At 68.4% G+C, this 18,916-nt stretch carries 23 protein-coding genes; 11 read left to right on the plus strand and 12 right to left on the minus strand.

All coding sequences use genetic code 11. The annotated features are described in order from the left end of the window. The first annotated feature begins 114 nt into the window (after positions 1–114). From ADK57_RS52645 to ADK57_RS35695, 5 genes are all read left to right on the plus strand, one after another. Entirely contained in the window at positions 115–378 is a 264-nt protein-coding gene (locus tag ADK57_RS52645) for a helix-turn-helix domain-containing protein (RefSeq protein ID WP_159050207.1), read from the plus strand. 114 nt (positions 379–492) lie between these two features. Beyond that, positions 493–753 carry a nuclear transport factor 2 family protein gene (locus ADK57_RS52105; RefSeq protein WP_420711947.1) on the plus strand — a complete coding sequence of 87 codons (261 nt, stop codon included), beginning with the start codon at positions 493–495 and terminating at the stop codon, positions 751–753. A gap of 609 nt (positions 754–1,362) precedes the next feature. Then, positions 1,363–2,178, plus strand: a complete 816-nt coding sequence (locus ADK57_RS35685; protein ID WP_078973532.1) for an oxidoreductase — start codon at positions 1,363–1,365, stop codon at positions 2,176–2,178. A gap of 157 nt (positions 2,179–2,335) precedes the next feature. Then, entirely contained in the window at positions 2,336–3,418 is a 1,083-nt protein-coding gene (locus ADK57_RS35690) for an SMP-30/gluconolactonase/LRE family protein (RefSeq protein WP_234390515.1), read from the plus strand. Between the two features lie 53 nt (positions 3,419–3,471). Next, positions 3,472–4,059, plus strand: a complete 588-nt coding sequence (locus ADK57_RS35695) for a TetR/AcrR family transcriptional regulator (protein WP_053753831.1) — start codon at positions 3,472–3,474, stop codon at positions 4,057–4,059. 252 nt (positions 4,060–4,311) lie between these two features. Here the strand turns inward: ADK57_RS35695 and ADK57_RS52310 are convergent, their stop codons facing one another. Together ADK57_RS52310 and ADK57_RS35705 are read right to left on the minus strand one after the other, a co-directional pair. After that, positions 4,312–4,989, minus strand: coding sequence for an MFS transporter (locus ADK57_RS52310; RefSeq protein WP_078973533.1), 678 nt, complete (start codon positions 4,987–4,989; stop codon positions 4,312–4,314). A 133-nt stretch (positions 4,990–5,122) separates the two neighbouring features. Next, on the minus strand, positions 5,123–5,713 hold the full coding sequence (locus tag ADK57_RS35705; protein ID WP_053753833.1) for a TetR/AcrR family transcriptional regulator: 591 nt from the start codon (positions 5,711–5,713) through the stop codon (positions 5,123–5,125). Between the two features lie 255 nt (positions 5,714–5,968). Here ADK57_RS35705 and ADK57_RS48245 point away from each other — a divergent pair, with 255 nt between their 5' ends. After that, positions 5,969–6,163 carry a CGNR zinc finger domain-containing protein gene (locus ADK57_RS48245; protein WP_078973534.1) on the plus strand — a complete coding sequence of 65 codons (195 nt, stop codon included), beginning with the start codon at positions 5,969–5,971 and terminating at the stop codon, positions 6,161–6,163. A 111-nt stretch (positions 6,164–6,274) separates the two neighbouring features. After that, positions 6,275–6,427 carry a hypothetical protein gene (locus tag ADK57_RS52650; RefSeq protein WP_420711948.1) on the plus strand — a complete coding sequence of 51 codons (153 nt, stop codon included), beginning with the start codon at positions 6,275–6,277 and terminating at the stop codon, positions 6,425–6,427. A 270-nt stretch (positions 6,428–6,697) separates the two neighbouring features. Here ADK57_RS52650 and ADK57_RS35710 read toward each other — a convergent pair whose 3' ends face one another. Then, positions 6,698–7,198 (minus strand): PaaI family thioesterase, encoded by a 501-nt coding sequence (locus ADK57_RS35710; protein ID WP_053753834.1) that lies wholly within the window; start codon positions 7,196–7,198, stop codon positions 6,698–6,700. 104 nt (positions 7,199–7,302) lie between these two features. Between ADK57_RS35710 and ADK57_RS35715 the strand changes: the two genes are divergently transcribed. Continuing rightward, entirely contained in the window at positions 7,303–7,770 is a 468-nt protein-coding gene (locus ADK57_RS35715; protein WP_053753835.1) for a winged helix-turn-helix transcriptional regulator, read from the plus strand. Between the two features lie 94 nt (positions 7,771–7,864). Here ADK57_RS35715 and ADK57_RS52110 read toward each other — a convergent pair whose 3' ends face one another. From ADK57_RS52110 to ADK57_RS35730, 5 genes are all read right to left on the minus strand, one after another. Beyond that, entirely contained in the window at positions 7,865–7,990 is a 126-nt protein-coding gene (locus ADK57_RS52110) for a hypothetical protein (RefSeq protein ID WP_267890799.1), read from the minus strand. 96 nt (positions 7,991–8,086) lie between these two features. Beyond that, entirely contained in the window at positions 8,087–8,287 is a 201-nt protein-coding gene (locus tag ADK57_RS50200) for a hypothetical protein (protein ID WP_159050208.1), read from the minus strand. Between the two features lie 81 nt (positions 8,288–8,368). Beyond that, positions 8,369–9,286, minus strand: coding sequence for an alpha/beta hydrolase (locus ADK57_RS35720; protein WP_234390516.1), 918 nt, complete (start codon positions 9,284–9,286; stop codon positions 8,369–8,371). A 63-nt stretch (positions 9,287–9,349) separates the two neighbouring features. Next, the gene (locus ADK57_RS35725; RefSeq protein WP_053753837.1) at positions 9,350–10,411 is read right to left on the minus strand and encodes an alkene reductase; all 1,062 of its coding nucleotides are present in this window, start codon (positions 10,409–10,411) and stop codon (positions 9,350–9,352) included. 329 nt (positions 10,412–10,740) lie between these two features. Next, complete coding sequence (locus tag ADK57_RS35730) at positions 10,741–11,532, minus strand: SDR family NAD(P)-dependent oxidoreductase (RefSeq protein ID WP_053753838.1); 792 nt, start codon at positions 11,530–11,532, stop codon at positions 10,741–10,743. 695 nt (positions 11,533–12,227) lie between these two features. On the opposite strand from ADK57_RS35730, the gene ADK57_RS35735 reads away from it, so the two are divergent. Further along, the gene (locus ADK57_RS35735; protein WP_053753839.1) at positions 12,228–12,794 is read left to right on the plus strand and encodes a TetR/AcrR family transcriptional regulator; all 567 of its coding nucleotides are present in this window, start codon (positions 12,228–12,230) and stop codon (positions 12,792–12,794) included. 282 nt (positions 12,795–13,076) lie between these two features. Here ADK57_RS35735 and ADK57_RS51670 read toward each other — a convergent pair whose 3' ends face one another. Together ADK57_RS51670 and ADK57_RS51675 are read right to left on the minus strand one after the other, a co-directional pair. Beyond that, the gene (locus ADK57_RS51670; protein WP_234390517.1) at positions 13,077–13,301 is read right to left on the minus strand and encodes a hypothetical protein; all 225 of its coding nucleotides are present in this window, start codon (positions 13,299–13,301) and stop codon (positions 13,077–13,079) included. Further along, positions 13,298–13,585: a winged helix-turn-helix transcriptional regulator gene (locus ADK57_RS51675; protein WP_234390518.1), complete on the minus strand. Its 288-nt coding sequence runs from the start codon at positions 13,583–13,585 to the stop codon at positions 13,298–13,300. The genes ADK57_RS51670 and ADK57_RS51675 overlap by 4 nt, the downstream gene beginning before the upstream one ends. 161 nt (positions 13,586–13,746) lie before the next feature. On the opposite strand from ADK57_RS51675, the gene ADK57_RS35745 reads away from it, so the two are divergent. Next, the gene (locus ADK57_RS35745; protein ID WP_053753840.1) at positions 13,747–14,760 is read left to right on the plus strand and encodes an NADP-dependent oxidoreductase; all 1,014 of its coding nucleotides are present in this window, start codon (positions 13,747–13,749) and stop codon (positions 14,758–14,760) included. 262 nt (positions 14,761–15,022) lie between these two features. Here ADK57_RS35745 and ADK57_RS35750 read toward each other — a convergent pair whose 3' ends face one another. Both ADK57_RS35750 and ADK57_RS35755 read right to left on the minus strand, forming a co-directional pair. After that, positions 15,023–16,033 carry an enoyl-CoA hydratase/isomerase family protein gene (locus ADK57_RS35750; RefSeq protein ID WP_053753841.1) on the minus strand — a complete coding sequence of 337 codons (1,011 nt, stop codon included), beginning with the start codon at positions 16,031–16,033 and terminating at the stop codon, positions 15,023–15,025. A 66-nt stretch (positions 16,034–16,099) separates the two neighbouring features. Beyond that, positions 16,100–17,260 carry an iron-containing alcohol dehydrogenase gene (locus ADK57_RS35755; RefSeq protein WP_053753842.1) on the minus strand — a complete coding sequence of 387 codons (1,161 nt, stop codon included), beginning with the start codon at positions 17,258–17,260 and terminating at the stop codon, positions 16,100–16,102. 127 nt (positions 17,261–17,387) lie between these two features. On the opposite strand from ADK57_RS35755, the gene ADK57_RS35760 reads away from it, so the two are divergent. Beyond that, entirely contained in the window at positions 17,388–18,350 is a 963-nt protein-coding gene (locus ADK57_RS35760) for a LysR family transcriptional regulator (protein WP_053753843.1), read from the plus strand. Positions 18,351–18,916 lie beyond the last annotated feature (566 nt).

An 18,916-nucleotide genomic window follows, 5' to 3' on the forward strand; every position in this document is an offset into this window, starting at 1 on the left:
CGGCTCCCAGGCTCCGCTGGTTCGCACGATCGAGACCTGGGGGTGGTGGTGGGCTTGTTGCTCCAGCTGGAGGACCCTGGAGGACCACAGTCCGTCGCGAGCTTCAGTGATCGCGTGCGGGGTGCACTGCGCCAGAGCGATCTCGAGCGCTCGACAGACCTGATCCTCACCCTGAGAACCTTCTTGGCCAATGATTGCCGCGCCGATGTGTCCGCTCAAGAGCTCCTCGTCCACAAGAACACGAGCTCCCAGCGGCTTCGGCGTATCGAGAGGCCGACGGGACTCTCTTTCGCAAGTCCTTCAGACGTCCTGCAGTTCAGCGCCGCCTTGGCAGCTGACGACATCCGGGCAGCATCGGACCCCTCGGCGGGACTGTAAGACGTTCGGCTCTGTCCCGTAATCGGTGGTGACGAAGTGTCACAGTGCGGTGCGGCTTCATGCGGTGTGCCGGCAGGGCTGACGGGCACCCTCCGGCACGGGCGGGCGCGTGCTGTGCGGCGAAGGCCGTCCCCCGGCCGTGCGGTGCGCCGGTTCATCACCGAGTTCGCAAAGTGGAGTGTGTCGGTGACGCCGAAACGGGTCATCGCCGAGGGCGACCTGGTGGCAGTCCAGAGCCACTGCGTCAACACACCGGGCGAGCGCGGCCGGGCGGTCATCGACCGCTTCCGGGTAAGGGACGGAAAGATCGTCGAACACTGGGATGCCATGCAGGACGTGCCGGAGACCTCCGCCAACGACAACACGATGTTCTGACGGCCGCCGGGTCGTAGCGGTCGCGCTACGACCCTGGGCAGCGCCTGAGCCGGCCGTCGCCGGTGACGTCGTCTGTGACGGAGTGCACCCCGTCACTCGCGGAATCCGCGGGCGGAGGCCGCGACGCGTGGCAACGCACACTCGGCCGAAGTGGAGGCGCGGAGCGGAGTTCGTAGTGGCCGCCGCAAAGGCCCCACTCGGCTGGTTGCCCTTCGCGCCGAGCGCCAGGGGATTGGCGATGCGTGCCGGGAGAGACGGGACGGGAGGGGGCCGGACGGGGAAAGACACCCACCCAGCGGCAGCGCCTCAAACCACCGGTCCGTCGTCCACAGCGACAGCCGGGACTGCGCCACCAGCTGTACCCGGTGGCGCCCCCTGCGCCACCCGTTGCGATCCCGAACTGTTCGCTTGCCGTCTTGGGTGATGCGAGGGCCGGCCGTCTCGGTCAACTGCTCGTCGTCCGCTAGTGGTCTTTCCCGTACCACACTCCATGTTTCCCGGAACTTTCCCGGATCGCCGGACGTGACCCCTTGCCATCGACCGACGACCCCCATATGGTCGTACGAACGTAAGGCATACGAACGTAATTCAAAACCAAGGGAGCTCGTGATGACGACAACTCGGCCGGTGGCACTGGTGACAGGTGCCTCATCAGGGATCGGCAAGGAGACGGCCCGCGCCTTCGTCGCGGCGGGTTTCGAGGTGATCGGAACCGGCCGCAAGACCTCCGGACTCACCCCGCCCGCGGGTGTGACGTACCTCGATCTCGACGTGGCCAGTGACGACTCGGCCACCGCCGCGGTCGCGGAGGTGATCGACCGGTTCGGACGCATCGACGTCCTGGTCAACAACGCGGGCATCGGCTCGGCGGGCGCCGTCGAGGAGAACTCCGTCGCCCAGGCCCAGAACGTCCTGAACATCAACGTCCTCGGTGTCATCCGTATGACGAAGGCCGTCCTACCGCACATGCGTGCCCAGGGTGGCGGACGCGTGATCAACATCTCGTCCGTCCTCGGGGTCGCCCCCCAGCCCTTCATGGCCCTCTACGTCGCCGCGAAACACGCCATCGAGGGCTACTCCGAGTCGCTGGACCACGAGGTCCGCGAGCACGGCGTCCGGGTCCTCCTCGTCCAGCCCGCCTATACCAAGACCAGCTTCGACACCAACGCCGTGCAGCCCGACACCCCGCTGCCTCTGTACGCGGAGCGGCGGCGCATCTTCGACGAGGTGATCGCGGATGCGATGAGGGACGGCGACGACCCCGCCGTCGTCGCCAAGGTGATCGTCACTGCGGCCACCGACAAGAAGCCGAAGCTGCGCTACACCGCCGGCCCGCTGGCCTCACGCGTCACCACGGCGCGCCGCCTCGTCCCCGCCGGAACGTTCGACAAGCAGATCCGCAAGAACAACCGCATGCCCAACTGACACTCCCGGTCCGGCTTCAAAGCATCGATGACATCCCGGTCCGGCTTCAAGGGCGCCGATTCCACCCCAATGCCTCCGTCGTACCCGACATCACTGCCATCCCTGATGCCCCCGAAAGTCCATCGATCAGTCACTCGTTGAATTACCGAGGAGAGTCATGCGGCAGCAACGCCAGCAAACGGCCCGGCGCAGTGCATCGAGCGCAAGGCGTTTTCTGAAGGGGAACGTCGGAATCGCGCTGGCGGTCACCGCGACGGCGGCCGTCCTGGGCTCGGCGCCGTCCGCGTCCGCATGGACGGGACACTCGTACAGCGGATCCGCTGTCACCGACGTACGGACCGCGGCGACGTTCGACTTCGCCGCCGGCGAGATCCCCGAGAACATCACCGTCAACCCCGACGGCTCGGTGACCCTGTCCATGCTCGGCAGTTGCGCGGTGTGCCAGCGCACCCATGGGCCGCAGCTGATGCGTATCTCCCCGTCCAAAGAGCGCACGGTGCTCGTCACCGGGCAGGTGGGTGAGGCGATCAGCGGCAACACCCGTGGCAGTGACGGCACCGTCTACTACAGCGTGTGGGCCCCGGGCAACGCGGCCAGGAACGGCGTGTACAAGCTGCTTCCGGACGGTACCCCTCAGCGCATCGCCGCTCTGCCCGCCGACTCGGGCCCCAACGGGCTGGCCATCGACCCGGCCGGACGCACCCTCTACATCGCGGACAGCCTGAAGGGCATCATCTGGTCCGTTCCCATCTCGGGCGGATCGGTTACCCCGTGGCTGACCGATGCCGCTCTCGCGCCGGTACCGACCGAAGCACTGCCGATCGGTGCCAACGGGCTCAGGTTCCACAACGGCGCCCTGTGGGTCAGCAACTTCAACAAGGGAACGCTGCTGCGGGTACCGGTCACCGGCACCGGCGCGGCCGGTCCCATCCGCCTCGTCGCGGGCGGCCTGCCCAACATCGACGATCTCAGCTTCCTGACCCCCTGGTCCGATGTGGTGTTCGCGGCGCAGAACGGATCCTCCTCGCAGAACGGTCCGGACAGGGTCGTGGTGATCTACCCGAACGGCACCTACAAGGCCGTTCTGACCAGCGCGGACGGTCTCGCCTCGCCCTCCGCGACCGCGGTGCGCGGCGACCGGCTGTACATCACCGACGGCGGGGTTCCCGAGCCCCATGACCCGAAGCTGCAGACCGCGAGGATCAACTTCGCTGCTCTCCTTGCCAACGCGGCACACTGACCTGACCAGGGCGGCAGCCGGGGCGCAAGCCCCGGCTGCGATGGAGGAACGCATTGCGGTACACGAAAGAACACAAACAGGAGACAAGGCAGCGGATCATCGAGACGGCCGGCCGCCGGCTCAAGCGCAACGGCATCGACGGCTCCGGAGTCGCGACACTCATGAAGGACGCGGGGCTGACCAACGGCACCTTCTACGCCTACTTCACGTCCAAGGACGAACTCGTCGCCACTGCGGTCGCCGACCAGATGCGCACACAGCACGAGAACATCGCCGCGCACGCGGCACCCGGCCGTGCCGGTCTCGAACAGATGGTGCGCTGGTACTTCTCCACCGAGCAGCGCGACAACATCGAGGACGGCTGCCCCAACGCCGCCCTGCTCGACGAGATCGGACGCTCCACGGATCCCACCAGGCAGGCGTATACCGACGGCGCGCTGGTCCTCATCGACGGCTTCGCCGCCCGCCTGGCACCCCACGATCCGCCGTCGGCGCGTCTGAAGTCACTCAGCCTCCTCGGCATGCTGGCCGGGACACTGCAACTCTCCCGTGCCCTGACCGACCGGCAGCTCGCCGACCAACTCCTCGAACAGGGCATCCGCAACGCCCTCTCACTCCTGGATGCCGAGCGGCACAACTGATCGCTTCAGCCGGTGACCTGTTTTCCATGTCGGGGAGGTCAAATCGATTACTCCGGCCCGGCGGGGTTCCGGTGAAACCTCTCCGACAGCCCATCCTGTTCCGACAACTCCGTCGGCAGCCGCCCGGTCGCGAAGGCAGGTCTGCCCCGGCGGTGCACGGTGATCGGCTGGCCAGGCCAGGAACGGTTCGGAGCGACGCTGTCCGCAGCGACGTCAAAGGCGGTGTCAAAAGGCAAAAGCCCCGTTCTGACGTCACCGCGCCAGGACTCCGTACGGGCCTCCTACCTGCTCCCGGGCAGCACCTCGGACTCGGTCACGGCAACCCGGTCCGCCGCCGCTTCGGCGGCATGGTGCTGTGCCACCTGGATGTGCCGCAGGCGGAACCAGGCGACCAGCGCTATCAGCGCGAAGGCCCGCCCCGGCGAGAACGAAGCTGAGGGTGAACTGCGATTCGGCGGGCAATGCAGGGGAGCCGGCAGGGAGGTGCCCGACGCTCTTGGAGGCCAGCACGGTGGTGATCACCGCGCTGCCGATGGCGCTGCCAGTGGAGCGGGAGATGGAGTTGATGCCGTTGGTTATGCCGCTCTCGCGCTGCGGCACGGCGGCCACGATGATCGCCGGCATGGCCACGTAACCGAGACTGATGGCAGCGCCCACCAACGCGCCTGCCACGATGACCGATGGAGTGCGGCTGTGGTCCAGGGCAAGCCAGGCGAAGCCCGCCGTGCCGCTCGCCGAGGCCAGCGCCAGGACCACCCGCGGACCGTGCCGGCGGACCAGCTGTCCGCCGACCGGCGCGGCGAGCAGCGACACCACGGTGCTGGGCAGCAGGTACTCCACCGACAAAGGGCGCGCAGACGCCTTCCTCGGCGCGGGAGAGCAGCTGAGCCCGTCGATGATCAAGAGCATGGGTCCGGCGAAGAACCGCATCCGGGCCTTCCAGCAGTTCTGGCGGCGCAGGAGGTGATACCCGGTGGCGTCGACTGAGTGCCGGCTGGAGAAGACCTGACGGCGTCGGGCTGCTCCCCCGAAAGCCACAGCCTGTGGCGAGGGATGTGGTACGTCAGACGCGCTGCCCGGCGTCCAGCAGGGCGAGGGCGTTACTTATCCCCTGATCGAGGAGTTCATGGGCGAGTTGGCTGTCGGTCAAGGCGCGGGAAAGCTGCAGCGTCCCAGCCATCAGTCCGAGGAGGCTGAGCGCCTTCACATGTGCCGAGGACGGAGCCTCGGGCGCCATGCGGGCGGCAATGCCGTCGATAAGGACCAGCACGCCGTCGGTGTACGCCTGCCTGGTTGTGTCGGTGCAGCGCCCGATCTCGTCGAGCAGAGCGGCGTTGGGGCAGCCGTCACCAAGGCTTTCGCGGTGCTGGGGCGACAGGTACCCGCGCACAATCTGCTCGAGTCCGGCACGGCCGGGCGCAGCCCGCGCGACGACGCTCTCCGCCTGCGCCTTCAACTGCTCGGCGATTGCCGTGGTGACGAGGTCATCTTTGGATTCGAAATGAGCATAGAAGGCCCCGTTGGTCAGCCCCGCGTCCTTCATGAGCGTCGAGACCCCGGAGCCGTCGATACCGTCTTGCTTGAACCGGCGGCCCGCCGTCTCGATGATCCGCCGCCTCGTCTCCGACTTGTGCTCTTTTCCGTACCGCACCACAGCACACACTCCTTCCCCGGCCGGAAAGGCCGGTTGCCCTTCACAGACTCCGCCAGTCTATGATATTGCGAACGTAATCCAAAGAGTCGACGGCGGCGACGGCCGGCCGCCTCGCCGCCGGTGCCCCCTGCGGCAAGGACGACGGGCGAGCGTCGGGCTTTCATCAGTTAGGGCAGGCGCGGACCCAGCATCTGAACGCGCCCTGCCGGTGAGGCTCATGATGTCGGCCGTCGCCATGAGCCTCACCTACGCTTCTTGGACCGCTCCCCCGCCCACAACCGCCGCTGGGGCTCCATGCGGCGCCGCGGCAATCGCACCAAGGTCGCCCTACCGGGCGCGGGCCAGGTGAAGCAACAGCGTCGGGTGACGGGCGTACCGCCATTTCTGCCTTCGAGCCGGTCACCCCGCCACACTGATCACTGCACCGACGAAGCACAGTCGCCGCCTTGAACGCCGCCGCGCTCGGCGACAGTGACCTGCCGCTGTTCAGCCCTGACGGCCAGGGAGGAGGCGGGTCCCCACCGACCGCCCGTCCCCCGCGTTCCCTCCGACAGGTCCGAAGTGCCCTTCGCCGGCTCGACCGACAGCGTCGGCGCCGACCTCGCCACCCGCGCCAGGGACATCGAAGACAGCCTCGCCGACGTCATAACCGTCGGCACCATGACCCTCGCCAACCCCGACCTCGTTGAGCGTGACGCACCAGCGCGCCGCTGAACACCCCCGACCCCGCCACCTTCTACGGCGGCGGCGAGGCCGGCTACACCGACTACCCCGTCCGCGTCGCCTGAGCAGAGCGCCCGGCGCCCGGCGCCCGGCGCCCGAGGGAAACATCTCCCCCGGGCGCCCAGGCACGACTGCGACACACACCAGCCTCACAACCCACGAGTCACCAAGGGCAGCGGGCCGCCGCCGAGCGGCATATCGATGCACCCCCTGTTGTCCCGGCTGCCCCCCCCCAACGGACCGAGGGCCCTGCCCGCGGAGTCACACCCGAGGGGCGGGTACCGGGAAGAGCATGCAGCTGCTGGTGGCGTGGGCGAGGAGACGGTCCTTCGCGTCGACCAACTGGGCCTGGGCGAGGGCGGTTTGGCGACCCTTGCTGACGACCGTGCCGATGGCGCGCACCGGTCCCGTGTCCACGGTGACCCGCCGCAGGAACTTCACCGTCAGGTCGAGCGAGGTGTACCCCACGCCCAGCGGGAGGGTGGACTGGACGGCGCAGCCTGCCGCCGAGTCGAGCAGGGTGGCGAAGATGCCGCCATGCATGCTGCCGATCGGGTTGTAGTGCTCCTCCCCCGGCGTCAGCGAGAAGACCGCCCTGCCGGGCTCCACCTCGTCCAGGGCGAAGTCGACGGTCTGGCTGATCGGCGCCCTCGGCAGCCGCCCCGCCTGCACCTCACGCAGGAAGTCGATGCCGGCCATGCTCCCGGCGGCCTCCGCCGAGATCGCGGGATCGTCCCAGTGATACGTACGCGTTCGCCCCACGGTCCAGCGCCCTTCCCTCTGACTGTCATCTGACTTTTTCAAGCGAAGCTAGACTTTCGTTCACCTGACTGTCAATGGCGAAGTCAGACCCTTACGATGGCGGCATGGAGTGGCTTGAGGCGAGCACGGAGAACTGCCCCGTCCAACGAACGCTCGACGTGATCGGGGAGAAATGGACGCTGCTGATCCTGCGTGACGCCGTCAACGGCGTCCGCCGCTTCGACGACTTCCACCGCCACATCGGCCTGTCGGAAGCAGTCCTCAGCGACCGCCTCCGCAAGCTGACCTCGGCCGGCATCCTGAAGACCGTCCCCTACCAAGAGCCCGGCACCCGGTCCCGCAACGAATACCGCCTGACCCGCAAGGGCTGGGACCTGTGGCCCGTCCTGATGGCCCTCACCCAGTGGGGCGAGGCATACGCTCTCGGCTCCGAGGGTCCTGTACTGGACGTCCGCCACACCGACTGCGAAGCCCCGGTCCGCGTCGTCGTCGAGTGCTCCGCGGAGCACTCCCCCCTCACTCCCCGTGAAGTCACCGCCCGGCTGGGGAAAAGCGCCCGCCTGCGGTCGTGAGCCATCGACCTCGCCGGTCGCGGGCCAGACTGCGGTGAGCCATCAGCCGAGTGCACTCATCACTTCGTTCATGGTGAAGGGCTTGCCGCGCCCTTCACACACGGTGCCGCTCAGGGGCGTTGCGCTTGTCAGGCGAGTGCCCGCTCAGTGCGGACTTCATGATCCGGTTCGGCAGCACTTGACCGTTGGGCCGGGTCAGCTGGTCGGGCATGGAGGTCATGGGTGGTTGTCCTTAGGCGGGGACGGGTGCCTTGGCATGGACCGCCGATGTCGCCGAAGCGTTGGGCGCCTCAGCCGCGAAGCGGCCCCGACGTGCTCAGGCGAGTTCTCGTTTGAGGATCTTGCCGGTGGACGTCAAGGGCAGTTCGTCGACGGCCAGGACGCCGACCCGAAAGTCGGCGAGCTTGGTCGCGCGCTGCGGTGCGCGCGTAGCTGAAGCCGCCGTGGTGGTCGGCCGTCCCGACCGTCGTCTGCCGGACCGGGACGAGATCGCGGGCGTCGCGGACCTGCGCGCCACCACAGGCCATGTCGGCGTCAGTCCACCGTCCCGATCCGGCAGGAGCGCGGATCTTGCAACTGCCGCGCCCGTACCGCTCGGTCAGATCTTCGTCTTCTCCCGGACCCACGCGCCGATCTGTGCGATGGCGGCGTCGGTCTCCGGAATCCGGCCGGCACCGTAGACGTACGAGTGCTGTCCGCCGGGGACCACCACGGTCGCTGTGTCGATTCCGGCGTCCTTGACGCGGGCGGCGAACTCCTCGTCCTCGCCGGCAAGGACCTCGTACGTTCCCCAGGAGACGAGGGTCGGAGGCAGACCGCTCAGGTCTGCCCGGTTCAGATTGATCCGGGTGTCCGTGAACTCGATGCCCGTGCCGCCGATCCAGGCATCCCGGAAGAACTCCAGCAGTTCCTTGCTGAGTATCTTGTCCGTCTCGGCGTTGGTCGCGATGGTCTCGTTGGCGATTTCGAGGTCGCACCAGGGGGAAATCGACACGATGGCGCCGGGCAGGGGCTGCTTCTTGTCGCGGAGGCGAAGCGCCAGGGCGACGGCGATGAACCCGCCGATCGAGTGGCCGATCGTGATGATGTTTCCCGGCTCATACCCTTCGGAGAGCAGCCAGTTGAAGGCCGCCTCCGCGTCGTCCACCTGAGCCGGGTACTTGTGTTCCGGTGCTCGCCGGAAGTCCAGGACCAGTACGGGGGCCCCGGCGGCCTTGGCGATATGGCCGGCGAGCTTTCGGTCGACGTGTGCCGACGCCAGAACGGAGCCCCCGGCGTGAGTGTGCAGGAGGACGTAGTCGGTGTTGCCGTCGACGGGTTCGCACCAGATTCCCAGAACGCCACCCGCGTCCACCTCCCGATAGGTGACGCCTTCCGGCTCCCGGGCCGCTAGATGGACTTGCTCCGCCTGGATGCGCGCCGCATCCAACTCGGACGGGGGCTTCGCCCCTGCGGCCAAAAATTCCGCGAACGCGGTTGCTTCCGGGCTCAGTTCAACAGCAGCGTGCTCAGACACGTGGTACCTCCATGGGGCCATTTGGGCACACCGGCCCGCCAGGACCGCTATCGCCGGGGTTCGTCAGGCGGTGTGGGTGGGGTAGTCGGTGTAGCCGGCCTCGCCGCCGCCGTAGAAGGTGGCGGGGTCGGGGGTGTTCAGCGGCGCGCCGGTGCGTACGCGCTCGACCAGGTCGGGGTTGGCGAGCGCCATGGTGCCGACGGTGACGACGTCGGCCAGGCCGTCTTCGATGTCCCTCGCGCGGGTGGCGATGTCGGTGCCGGCCCGGTTGAGGACGAGGGTGGTCGGCCACAGCTTGCGGAGGGTGTGCAGGAGTTCGTCGTCGCCGCCGTGGCCGATGTGCAGGTAGGCGAGGTCGAGCGGGGCGAGGGCGCGCACGAGTGCCGGGTACAGCTCGTGGGTGTCGCTCTCCGCGATGTCGTTGAACGGGTTTCCGGGAGAGATCCGGAAGCCGGTGCGGCCGGCGCCGATCTCCTCGGCCACGGCGGTGGCGACCTCCACGGCGAAGCGGATGCGGTTGTCGATGGAGCCGCCGTAGTGGTCGGTGCGCTGGTTGGTGTTGCCGGCGAGGAACTGGTGCACGAGGTAGCCGTTGGCGCCGTGGATCTCGACGCCGTCAGCGCCTGCCGCGATGGCGGCCGCGGCGGCGCGCCTGAAGTCGTCGACTGTCGAGGCGACCTCCTCGGTGGACAGTTCGCGCGGTACCGGCATCTGCTGAGGGCCGGACGGGGTGAACATGTCGCCCGTCGGCTGGACCGGGGAGGGGGCGACCGGCTGCCGGTGGTGGGGGGTGTTGTCGGGGTGGGACATCCGTCCGGCGTGCATGAGCTGGATGACGATGCGTCCGTCGACGCCGTGCACGGCGTCGGTGACCTTGCGCCAGCCGGCGATGTGCTCCTCGGAGTAGATGCCGGGGGTGAGCAGGTAGCCCTGGCCGTCAGCGTTGGGCTGGGCGCCCTCGGTGATGATGAGGGCGTGCGAGGCGCGCTGGGCGTAATACTCGGCGTTCAGCTCGGTGGGTATGCCTTCCGGGGTGGACCGGTCCCGCGTCATGGGGGCCATTGCCAGCCGGTGCGGCAGGGAGATCTCCCCGGCGACGATCGGGTTCCACAGGGCGTTCAACATGGACGTTTCCTCGAAATAAAGGGTGAGAGAGCTGCGGGGTGGCGGGCTGCCTGCCCCGCGGGTAGCGCGTAGGCGGTGGCCGGCCGGACGAGCCCGGTGACCTTCCACCGTGGAAGGCAGATTGCGTGGAGAGGCAGTCGACGGGGCAGACGGGCTTGCCGCGCACATGACCGCCGCCATTGCAGTGCTGGGCCCCGGCTGTCAGTGCAGGGAGGGGGAGGACGCCTGGCGCGTCGGTCTTCCCCCATGCCGGAGGACGCATCGGTCCTGCGCAGCAGCGGCCGAGCCGTTGTCACAAAGGGACTGCCGCACCGGAGTCGGAGCGGTGGTCAGCCGCGGTAGCGAGCGGCCGGGACCCGCTGCGACAGGTTCGGGACGAGCGTCTGACGCGCCTTCTCGAACGACTCCCAGTCGCTGATCTCCGGCAGCGACGGGATGGTGACGGGCTCCCCGGCGTCGAGGCCGGCGAGCGCCGCGTCGACGGCGTCGTCCGCGCTCATGATCCACTCGTCGGGAAACGCCGCGAGGTCGAGACCTGAGCCGTCCCAGAACTCCGTGCGAACAGCGCCCGGCAGCACGGCCTGCACCGTGACGGGGCTCTCCGCGAGTTCCTGCTGCAGGGCCTGGGTGAACGTCAGCACGTAGCTCTTGGTGCCGCTGTAGACGGCGCTGACGGGCAGGAAGTTGAGAGCCAGGGCAGAGGAGATGTTCACCACGGTGCCGTGCCCGCGGGCCGTCAGGCCCGGCAGGACCGCGGTGGTCAGCCTGGTCAGCGAGGTCACGTTGAGGTTGATCAGCACCTCGGAGGCCGCAGCGTCGGAGGTCGCCAGCGGGGTGAACAGCGATCCGCCGGCGTTGTTGATCAGCACCGCGATGCTCTCGTCGGTCCGTAGACGCTCCTCGACCACGGAGATCTGCGCCGCATCGGTGAGGTCGGCGGTGATGACGTCCACTGCGCGGCCCGTGCGGCTGCGGATGTCCGACGCCAGCGTTTCCAGCCGCGCAGTGTTCCGGGCCACCAGGATCAGGTCGTAGCCCCGGTCGGCGAGTCGCTGCGCGTAGGCGGTACCCAGGCCTGCGGACGCCCCGGTGACGACGGCGGTCTTGTTCTGCGTGGTCATGGGGTGGATCTCATTTCTGGTCTGGCGGATGAGTAGGGGCCAAAGCGTCGGCCTCGCTTTAGATTACGATAGATATCTAAAGCGATCCAGTCAACAGCCCCCGGCGCCACCAGTCACCGCCCGCGGTCGGAGACCGCCCAACGTGCACGCGGGCCTACAGGGTTGGCGGCCGATCAGATTCGGATGGAGACTCCTCGGGCACATGGTCGCCATGGGCGGTTTCGCGTACCGCCCTCACGACGAGCGCGCGGGCACGGCAAACGACACCACTGCGGAGACCCGCACACTGCGCATACGCCGAGCACAACGCGAGCCGCCTCCAACCGGTGTCGGATCCCCCCGGCCGCCTGGGGGCGAGCAGCGCGGTCTCCGGCTTCGACAACCCGTCGGCTCGCTGCGTACAGGCTCGGGCGCCCAGGCATAGGGCCCACTTGTCACCAAAGGGGGGTTGAACAGGCCCCTTCAGCCGCCATGCATGCGCTCCACGAGATTTCGCACCGGCGTCTTCTCGCAACCGCACCCGGGAACGGAGGCATCACACGGTCGAAAGTCGCTGCCGGTTCGGATGCGGGCCCACGAGCTTCTCGCCTTGCGGCAGGGAGAAGGAGTCGCACGGAAAGAGGGCGCTGCGGCCGGCCGCTCGGCACTTCGCCTATGATAGATGCACTTTACTATCTATCGCGGGCAGGTGACTGATGAGTCGCGTTTCGCAAGCGCAAGCGCTCGAGAACCGTAGGCGCGCGGTCGCCGCGGCCTCCCAACTCTTCCGGGAGCGCGGTGTGAACGGCATCAGCGTCGCCGATCTGATGAAGTCCATCGGGCTGACCACGGGTGGCTTCTACAAGCAGTTCCCCTCCAAGGAGGCCCTGGTAGCCGAGGCGGCTCAAGCCGCTTTCGGGGACCTTGACCTACTCCTGGCGGAGTTCGATGCGGCCCACGGCGATCACGACACCGCGCGCGGCGCCCTCGTCGACTTCTACCTGTCGGCCGAGCACCGCGACCAGCCCGGCACCGGTTGCCCCACCGCGGGATTCGCAGGGGACATGGCTCGCGAACACACAGCCGGGGAGGTGCGTGAAACGTACGCAGCCGGAGTCGAGGAATTCGCCGAGTGGCTGTCTACCGACGTCAACGACGGCCTTCCCATGGTGGCCACTCTGGTCGGCGCGATCCTGCTTGCCCGGGCCACGGCGGGCACAGAACTGTCGGAGAAGATCCTGGAGTCGGCCCACAAAGCCCTGACTGCACCACACGGGCCTTGACCCGGATTCTTGGAAGCAGGCATGCGGCTGGGGCCCAACACCACGCAGTTGAACGGTTGTTGGGACGGCCAAGAGGACGGGCCTCCATGCGTCGGCAAGGACGTACTTCCAGTAACTGATCTCGTGGAGCCCCGCCGCCGTCCCGGCGTCGGGCCGACGACTGCGCGAGACGGTCGACCGAGCCGTACTCGCGGCCGCCGACGGCCGGCTACACACCCCGGCAGACTGAACCCACCGGCAGACTGAGCCACCACGAGCGCTCCTGGCGCAACCGCGCTCAAGTCACCCGGCGGGCCTCATACGAAATGCGGGGCCGGGGACGCTCTCGATGTCTTCCGCCTGCACGGCGTGGCCCCGTTCGCAGCGGATCTGGGCGTCGACGTACGCGCCGCATCCACGGTGCCGCGACAGTACGGCCGGGCCCTCCGGGTCGGCGCGGTAGCGGTCACCCCACTGCAGGAGCCCCATCACGGCCGGGACCAGATCCATGCCCTTGGGCGTGATCACGTACCTCGGTCGGCTCCGCGAGCCGGTTCCTTGTAGGTCCCGGTGGCCAGGATCCCTTCCTCCACGAGCATCCGGAGCCGCGCCGCGAGGAGGTTGCGAGGACAGCCGAGGACGCTTTCGAAGTCGCCGAAGCGGGACGAGCCGTACCAGACCTCGCACAGGATCAGGATCGTCCACTTCTCACCCACGACCTCAAGGGCCCTGGCGATCGAGCAATTCGACATGTCCCGGTCGAGACGGGGGTCCATGCCGGCGTCCTGGAGAGCTTCGGTCCTCGCATCCATGGGGTGACCCTGATCCCATCTGAGTTTACTTTCCTATACTCAGTCGGTAGCGTCATGACCAGCGCATCAACCCGGCCGCACGCGAGAAACGGGCGCGCAGGGTGACCTGCGCGAAGAATCAAATCGACCAACCAGAACCCCCACACAGAAAGGCGGCCGACATGAAGGCAATCGTCGTCGAGAAGTACGGCAAGGACGGCGCGCGCGCCGCAGAGGTACCCGAGCCTTCGGTCGGGGACCGCGACGTCCTGGTCAGAGCGAGCGCCGCCAGTATCAACCCGCTGGACAAGATGGTCCGCAACGGGGAGTTCAAGCAACTCCTGAAGTACAAGCTTCCGTTCGTGCTCGGCCACGACGTGGCCGGCGTCGTGACGCGGGTCGGCTCCGCCGTACACGGCTTCAAAGTCGGCGACGAGGTCTACGCCCGTCCGCGCGACCTGCGGATCGGCGGCTTCGCGGAGTTCATCGCGATCGACATGGACGACGTCGCGCCCAAGCCGGCCACGCTCACCTTCCAAGAGGCGGCCGCGGTGCCGTTGGTGGCCCTGGCCGCCTGGCAGGTTCTCGTCGACCGTGCCCATGTGAAGCCGGGTCAGAAGGTGCTCATCCACGCCGGTGCCGGTGGCCTCGGCTCGACAGTCATCCAGCTCGCCAAGCACCTCGGCGCCACCGTGGCGACGACCACGAACACCGACACCGAGGAACTGGTCAGGAGCCTCGGCGCGGACGTCGTCGTCGACTACACCAAGGAAGACTTCTCGAAGGTACTGTCCGACTACGACCTGGTGCTGGACTCCCTGGGCGGAGCGAACCTCGAGAAGTCGCTGACCGTGCTGAAGCCCGGCGGCCTGGCCATCAGCGTCGTCGGCCCGCCGGACGCCGGCTTCGCCAAGCAGCTCGGCGCCCCATCCTTCATGGGCCTGGTCATGAACACACTCAGCCGCAAGATCCGCAAGATGGCCAAGGCACTGCACGTGCGGTACCAGTTCTTCTTCATGCAGGCCAACGGCTCCCAGCTGCGCAAACTCGGCGCCCTCTACGACAGCGGGAAGCTCCGCCCGGTCATCGACAGCACCTTCCCGTTCGACCAGACACTCAAGGCGATGGCACACGTCGAGCAGGGCCGCACCAAGGCGGGCAAGGTCGTGGTCTCGATGGTGCCCGACAACGACTGAGACCGTGCCGGCCACAGACCCTCCGTCCGGCGCGGTCACCGGAGGGGCCGACGACGCCGTCGGCGATCCAATGGCGACTACGCTCGCGCAGAGCCGCCGCTGTAGGCATCTCGGAGCCGTTCCGCACGCCATATGGCTCGCGACACAGCGCGCCACACGGCTCCACGCCGACCCGAGCCGTGGTCAAGCCCCCGCACCCGTCGCGTGTCAGGACTGTGGTCACGGCGGACGGACCGCCACACATGCGTGGGCGCGGACATGCTCAGGACGGCAGCGGTCGTCCGCCGAGCGACGCACGTTGCCAGTTGGGAGTGCGGTCCTTGTCGACCAGGGCCGCACGGACGCCCTCCAGGAAGTCCGGCGTGCGGATGGTCGTGCGCGTGAGGGCGAGTTCGGCGCCCAGGCACTCGTGCAACGTGCGCTGCCTGCCCCGGGCCAGCAGAGCGTGAGTGATCTCCAGGCTCTGCGGCGAGGCGGACTCCAAGGCGACCAGCGCCGCTGCCGCCCAGGGGGTGTCGAGGTGGCGCAGGCGTTTCTCGATCTCGCCGAGAGTGGGCGCGCCGAACGCCCAGTCCACGTGCCCGCGTACCGCCGCCAGCCTGCTCTCCGCGACCGGGGAACGGTCGGCGAGGCGGTTCAGGACGACGTCCACCGGGTCGCCGGGGTTGTCGGCCAGGGCATCCCCGACCGTGTCGATCCCGTCCGCGGGGACGAAGTGCGTGGCCAGCCCCGTGTACAGGGCGTCGGCCGCGTCGAGCCGGTGCCCGGCCAGTCCCAGGTACATGCCGATCGCGCCGGGCAGCCGCGGCAGGAAGTAGCTGGCCCCGATGTCCGGGAAGAACCCGATCCCGGTCTCGGGCATCGCCAGCACCGCGCGCTCGGTGACGACGCGGAAGCTGCCGTGGACGGACAGACCGAGGCCGCCGCCCATGCACAGGCCGTCGATGAGCGACACGACCGGGACGGGATACTCGGCGATCCGGGCGTTGAGCCGGTACTCGGAGGCGAAGAACCGCTCACTCGCCTCGACATCCCCGGCGAGGCTGTGCTCGCGGATCGTGCGGATGTCTCCGCCTGCGCAGAACGCCTTCGTGCTGGTGCTGGCGATCACGACAGCGGACAGCGGTATGCGCTCCCACTCAGCGAGCACACGGTCGATGGCGACGACCATGCCTGTCGTCAGGGCGTTGAGCGCCTTGGGCCGGTTCAAAAGGATGCGGCCGACGCCCCGGTGGACATCGGCGAGAATCTCGACCGCAGCGGTATCAGTCATCGGTCGTCACCTCGCCGTCCGCGCGGACCTGCTGTCGTGGCCATCACGTTCCTCACTCGCCGGGTGTCAGGCGTAGATCTGCGCGTAGAGATCCTGGATCTCGTCCACGGTGGGTACGACGGGGTTGTTGGCGGGGGATCCGGACGCGAGCGCCTGCTCGGCCATGAGGGGCAACAGGCGGAACCACTCGTCCTTGTCGATGCCTTGGGCTTGGGGGGTGGGCACCTCAAGATCCTGGCACAGGGCTCGGAGCGCCTCCACGAGCCTATCGGCGGCCAAGGCGTTGCTGTCGCCGTCGGTGGCGGCTCCGAGGGCGCGGGCGCAGTCGGCGTACCGGCTCTCGGCGGCGGGCGCGGAGAACGCTGTCACCGCGGGGAAGAGCATCGCGTTCGACAGACCGTGCGCGACGTGGAAGTGAGCGCCGATCGGGCGGCTCATGCCGTGTACGAGCGCCACGCTGGAGTTGGAGAAGGCGATGCCGGCCCGGGTCGCGGCGAGCATCATCGCCTCGCGAGCCTCGAGGTCTTCCCCGTCGGCGTAGACGCGGCGGAGGTGCTGACCGATGGTCCGGATCGCGTCGAGGGCGAGGCCGTCGGAGAACGGATTGGCCTTGCGGCTCACATACGCCTCGACAGCATGGGTGAGCGCGTCGACGCCGGTGTCGGCGGTCAGCCGGGGCGGCATCGACAGAGTCAGTTCGAAGTCGACGACGGCGGCGACCGGCAGGAACGCCGGCCCCGGGCAGAGCATCTTCTCGTCCGTGGCACTGTCGGTGATGACGGTGAACTGGGTGGCCTCCGAGCCGCTGCCCGCGGTCGTCGGGACCGCGATCACCGGAAGCGCCGGGCCGAGGTTGGTGTACGGGGCCTTGTAGTCCCGCATCCGCCCGCCCTGCACGCCCAGCAGGCCGAGGGCCTTGGCGGTGTCCATCGGGCTGCCCCCGCCGAACCCGATCAGCGAGTCCGCCCCGTGCTCCCGCAGCACGGTCAGGCCCGCGTCGAGCGAGTCGGTCGTCGGATCCGGGACGGTGCCGGCGAAAAGATGCGGCTGCAGTCCAGCGGCTCCCAGCGTCGCCATCAGTCGTTCCGCCGCACCGGTCCCGGCAAGGAACGAGTCCGTCACCAACAGGGGGCGTCGCAGGCCCAGCCCCCGGACGACGTCACCCAGCTCACCGACGGCACCGCCACCGACGCGCAGGATCCGCGGGAGGGAAAGGCCGGCAACCATGGGAGCCGCTTCAGCAGGAACAGCGGGGCAGGTCGCGCCCACTGCCCTGACTGTGCGGCCCGCACCGTGTGCAAACAACCACCAATGACGCAGACCGCTTGTGCAGAAACGCAGATACGGTCGGGCCATGCGCCCCCGCTCCCCTGACGAGAACCCCGCCCCGCAACCGGCCGGCTCCCACCGCTCCGTCGATCCGCGCAAACTCCGCGCGGACGATCTGCGCTACCTGCTCGCGCTGTCCCGTACCGGACGCCTGGTGACCGCCGCCGACGCACTCGGCGTGGATCACACCACCGTGTCACGCCGTATCGCCGCATTGGAGAAGAGCATCGGCCTGCGCCTCATCGAACGGGGCGCTGAGGGATGGACGCTGACGGACATCGGAAGAGCCGTCTCGGAGTACGCGCGCGCGATCGAGGAGGCCATCGACCGCGTCGTCGACACCGTGGCAGGCCAGGACTCGCCGTCCCTTCACGGTACGGTGCGCGTCAGCGCGCCCGACGGCTTCGGCACCCTCTTCGCCACGCCCGCCCTCGTACGCGTACGCCGCCACCATCCCCAGCTCCAGGTCGAACTCATCACCGCGACACGACAGCTCGCCCTACGCCCGTCCGGTTTCGATCTCGCTCTCGTCATCGGCGTTCCCTCCAGCAGCCACCTCGTGACCGAGCACCTCACCGACTACACGCTGGGGCTCTACGCCTCCGACGACTACCTCACCGAGTACGGCCGGCCGGAGACGCCGGCCGAGCTGCGCGAGCACCCGCTCATCTTCTACATCGAGTCGATGCTGCAGGTCGGCGACCTCGACATCGAACGCCACCTTCCCGGGATGACCCCGGCATTCTCCTCGACGAACGTCTTCGCCCAGCTCGAAGCCACCCGGCAGGGCGCCGGCATCGGCGTCCTGCCGGCTTTCATGGCGCAGCGGACGCAGCTGCGCCGACTGCTCGCCGACGAGATCGACATCCGGCTCCCCATCACCCTGGCCGTCCGCCGCGAGGCCGTGACGCACCCCGCAGTACGCGCCGTATGGACCGCTCTACGGCATGAGGTCGCCGAACGGGCCGCCGAACTGATGCCGCAATGAACGCCAAGGAGTTTCCGGTGCGGTGAACGCCCGCCGATCTCACCCTCCTGTCCGGCGAGTCAAGAGGCGGCGTCGAGTGGGGAGTTCGGGCATGCTCGGACCCCGTTCGTCGGTCAGGTCATCGGCCCCGCAGTGGTGCCGTCTTCGTGGCCGGTGCACGGCTGCCTCCCCTGAGCGTGGTAGCCATGCGCGCATCGTCGGGGGCCCACGGTTCGCTCGGTGCGGCGAGTTCACCGGGTGCAACGACGGTGTCGACCGGACCGTCCTGCGGCTCGGCGGACTCGGCACAGTACGCCGGCGGCCCGCACTGGACGGGCCGCTGGCAGCCTCGCTGAGGCTCAAGTGCACCCGCAGCACAGTCCCTCCCGCTTTTGTCGGTGCAACCGCTTCGACCCAGATCAGATGCAGTCTCCGCAAGCACTCCCGGGGGACGAGCCGTACCAGACCCGGCACAGGATCAGGATCGCCCACATCGCGCCCACCGACGTACGCCGCAAGAGCCTCCTCGCATCCATGGAGTGATTCCAACTCGCCTGAGTTTACTTTCCTATACTCAGCCAGTAGCG

Source organism: Streptomyces sp. MMG1533 (assembly GCF_001279775.1).
Taxonomy (GTDB): domain Bacteria; phylum Actinomycetota; class Actinomycetes; order Streptomycetales; family Streptomycetaceae; genus Streptomyces.

What these genes read in the sequence shown, in the direction of transcription:
- ADK57_RS35685 (WP_078973532.1), top strand. Translation starts at nt 1,363, where the DNA reads ATGACGACAACTCGGCCGGTGGCACTGGTGACAGGTGCCTCATCAGGG.
- ADK57_RS35690 (WP_234390515.1), top strand. Translation starts at nt 2,336, where the DNA reads ATGCGGCAGCAACGCCAGCAAACGGCCCGGCGCAGTGCATCGAGCGCA.
- ADK57_RS52310 (WP_078973533.1), bottom strand. Translation starts at nt 4,989, where the DNA reads ATGCGGTTCTTCGCCGGACCCATGCTCTTGATCATCGACGGGCTCAGC.
- ADK57_RS35715 (WP_053753835.1), top strand. Translation starts at nt 7,303, where the DNA reads ATGGAGTGGCTTGAGGCGAGCACGGAGAACTGCCCCGTCCAACGAACG.
- ADK57_RS52110 (WP_267890799.1), bottom strand. Translation starts at nt 7,990, where the DNA reads ATGACCTCCATGCCCGACCAGCTGACCCGGCCCAACGGTCAAGTGCTG.
- ADK57_RS35725 (WP_053753837.1), bottom strand. Translation starts at nt 10,411, where the DNA reads ATGTTGAACGCCCTGTGGAACCCGATCGTCGCCGGGGAGATCTCCCTG.
- ADK57_RS35730 (WP_053753838.1), bottom strand. Translation starts at nt 11,532, where the DNA reads ATGACCACGCAGAACAAGACCGCCGTCGTCACCGGGGCGTCCGCAGGC.
- ADK57_RS35735 (WP_053753839.1), top strand. Translation starts at nt 12,228, where the DNA reads ATGAGTCGCGTTTCGCAAGCGCAAGCGCTCGAGAACCGTAGGCGCGCG.
- ADK57_RS51675 (WP_234390518.1), bottom strand. Translation starts at nt 13,585, where the DNA reads ATGGATGCGAGGACCGAAGCTCTCCAGGACGCCGGCATGGACCCCCGT.
- ADK57_RS35745 (WP_053753840.1), top strand. Translation starts at nt 13,747, where the DNA reads ATGAAGGCAATCGTCGTCGAGAAGTACGGCAAGGACGGCGCGCGCGCC.
- ADK57_RS35750 (WP_053753841.1), bottom strand. Translation starts at nt 16,033, where the DNA reads ATGACTGATACCGCTGCGGTCGAGATTCTCGCCGATGTCCACCGGGGC.
- ADK57_RS35755 (WP_053753842.1), bottom strand. Translation starts at nt 17,260, where the DNA reads ATGGTTGCCGGCCTTTCCCTCCCGCGGATCCTGCGCGTCGGTGGCGGT.
- ADK57_RS35760 (WP_053753843.1), top strand. Translation starts at nt 17,388, where the DNA reads ATGCGCCCCCGCTCCCCTGACGAGAACCCCGCCCCGCAACCGGCCGGC.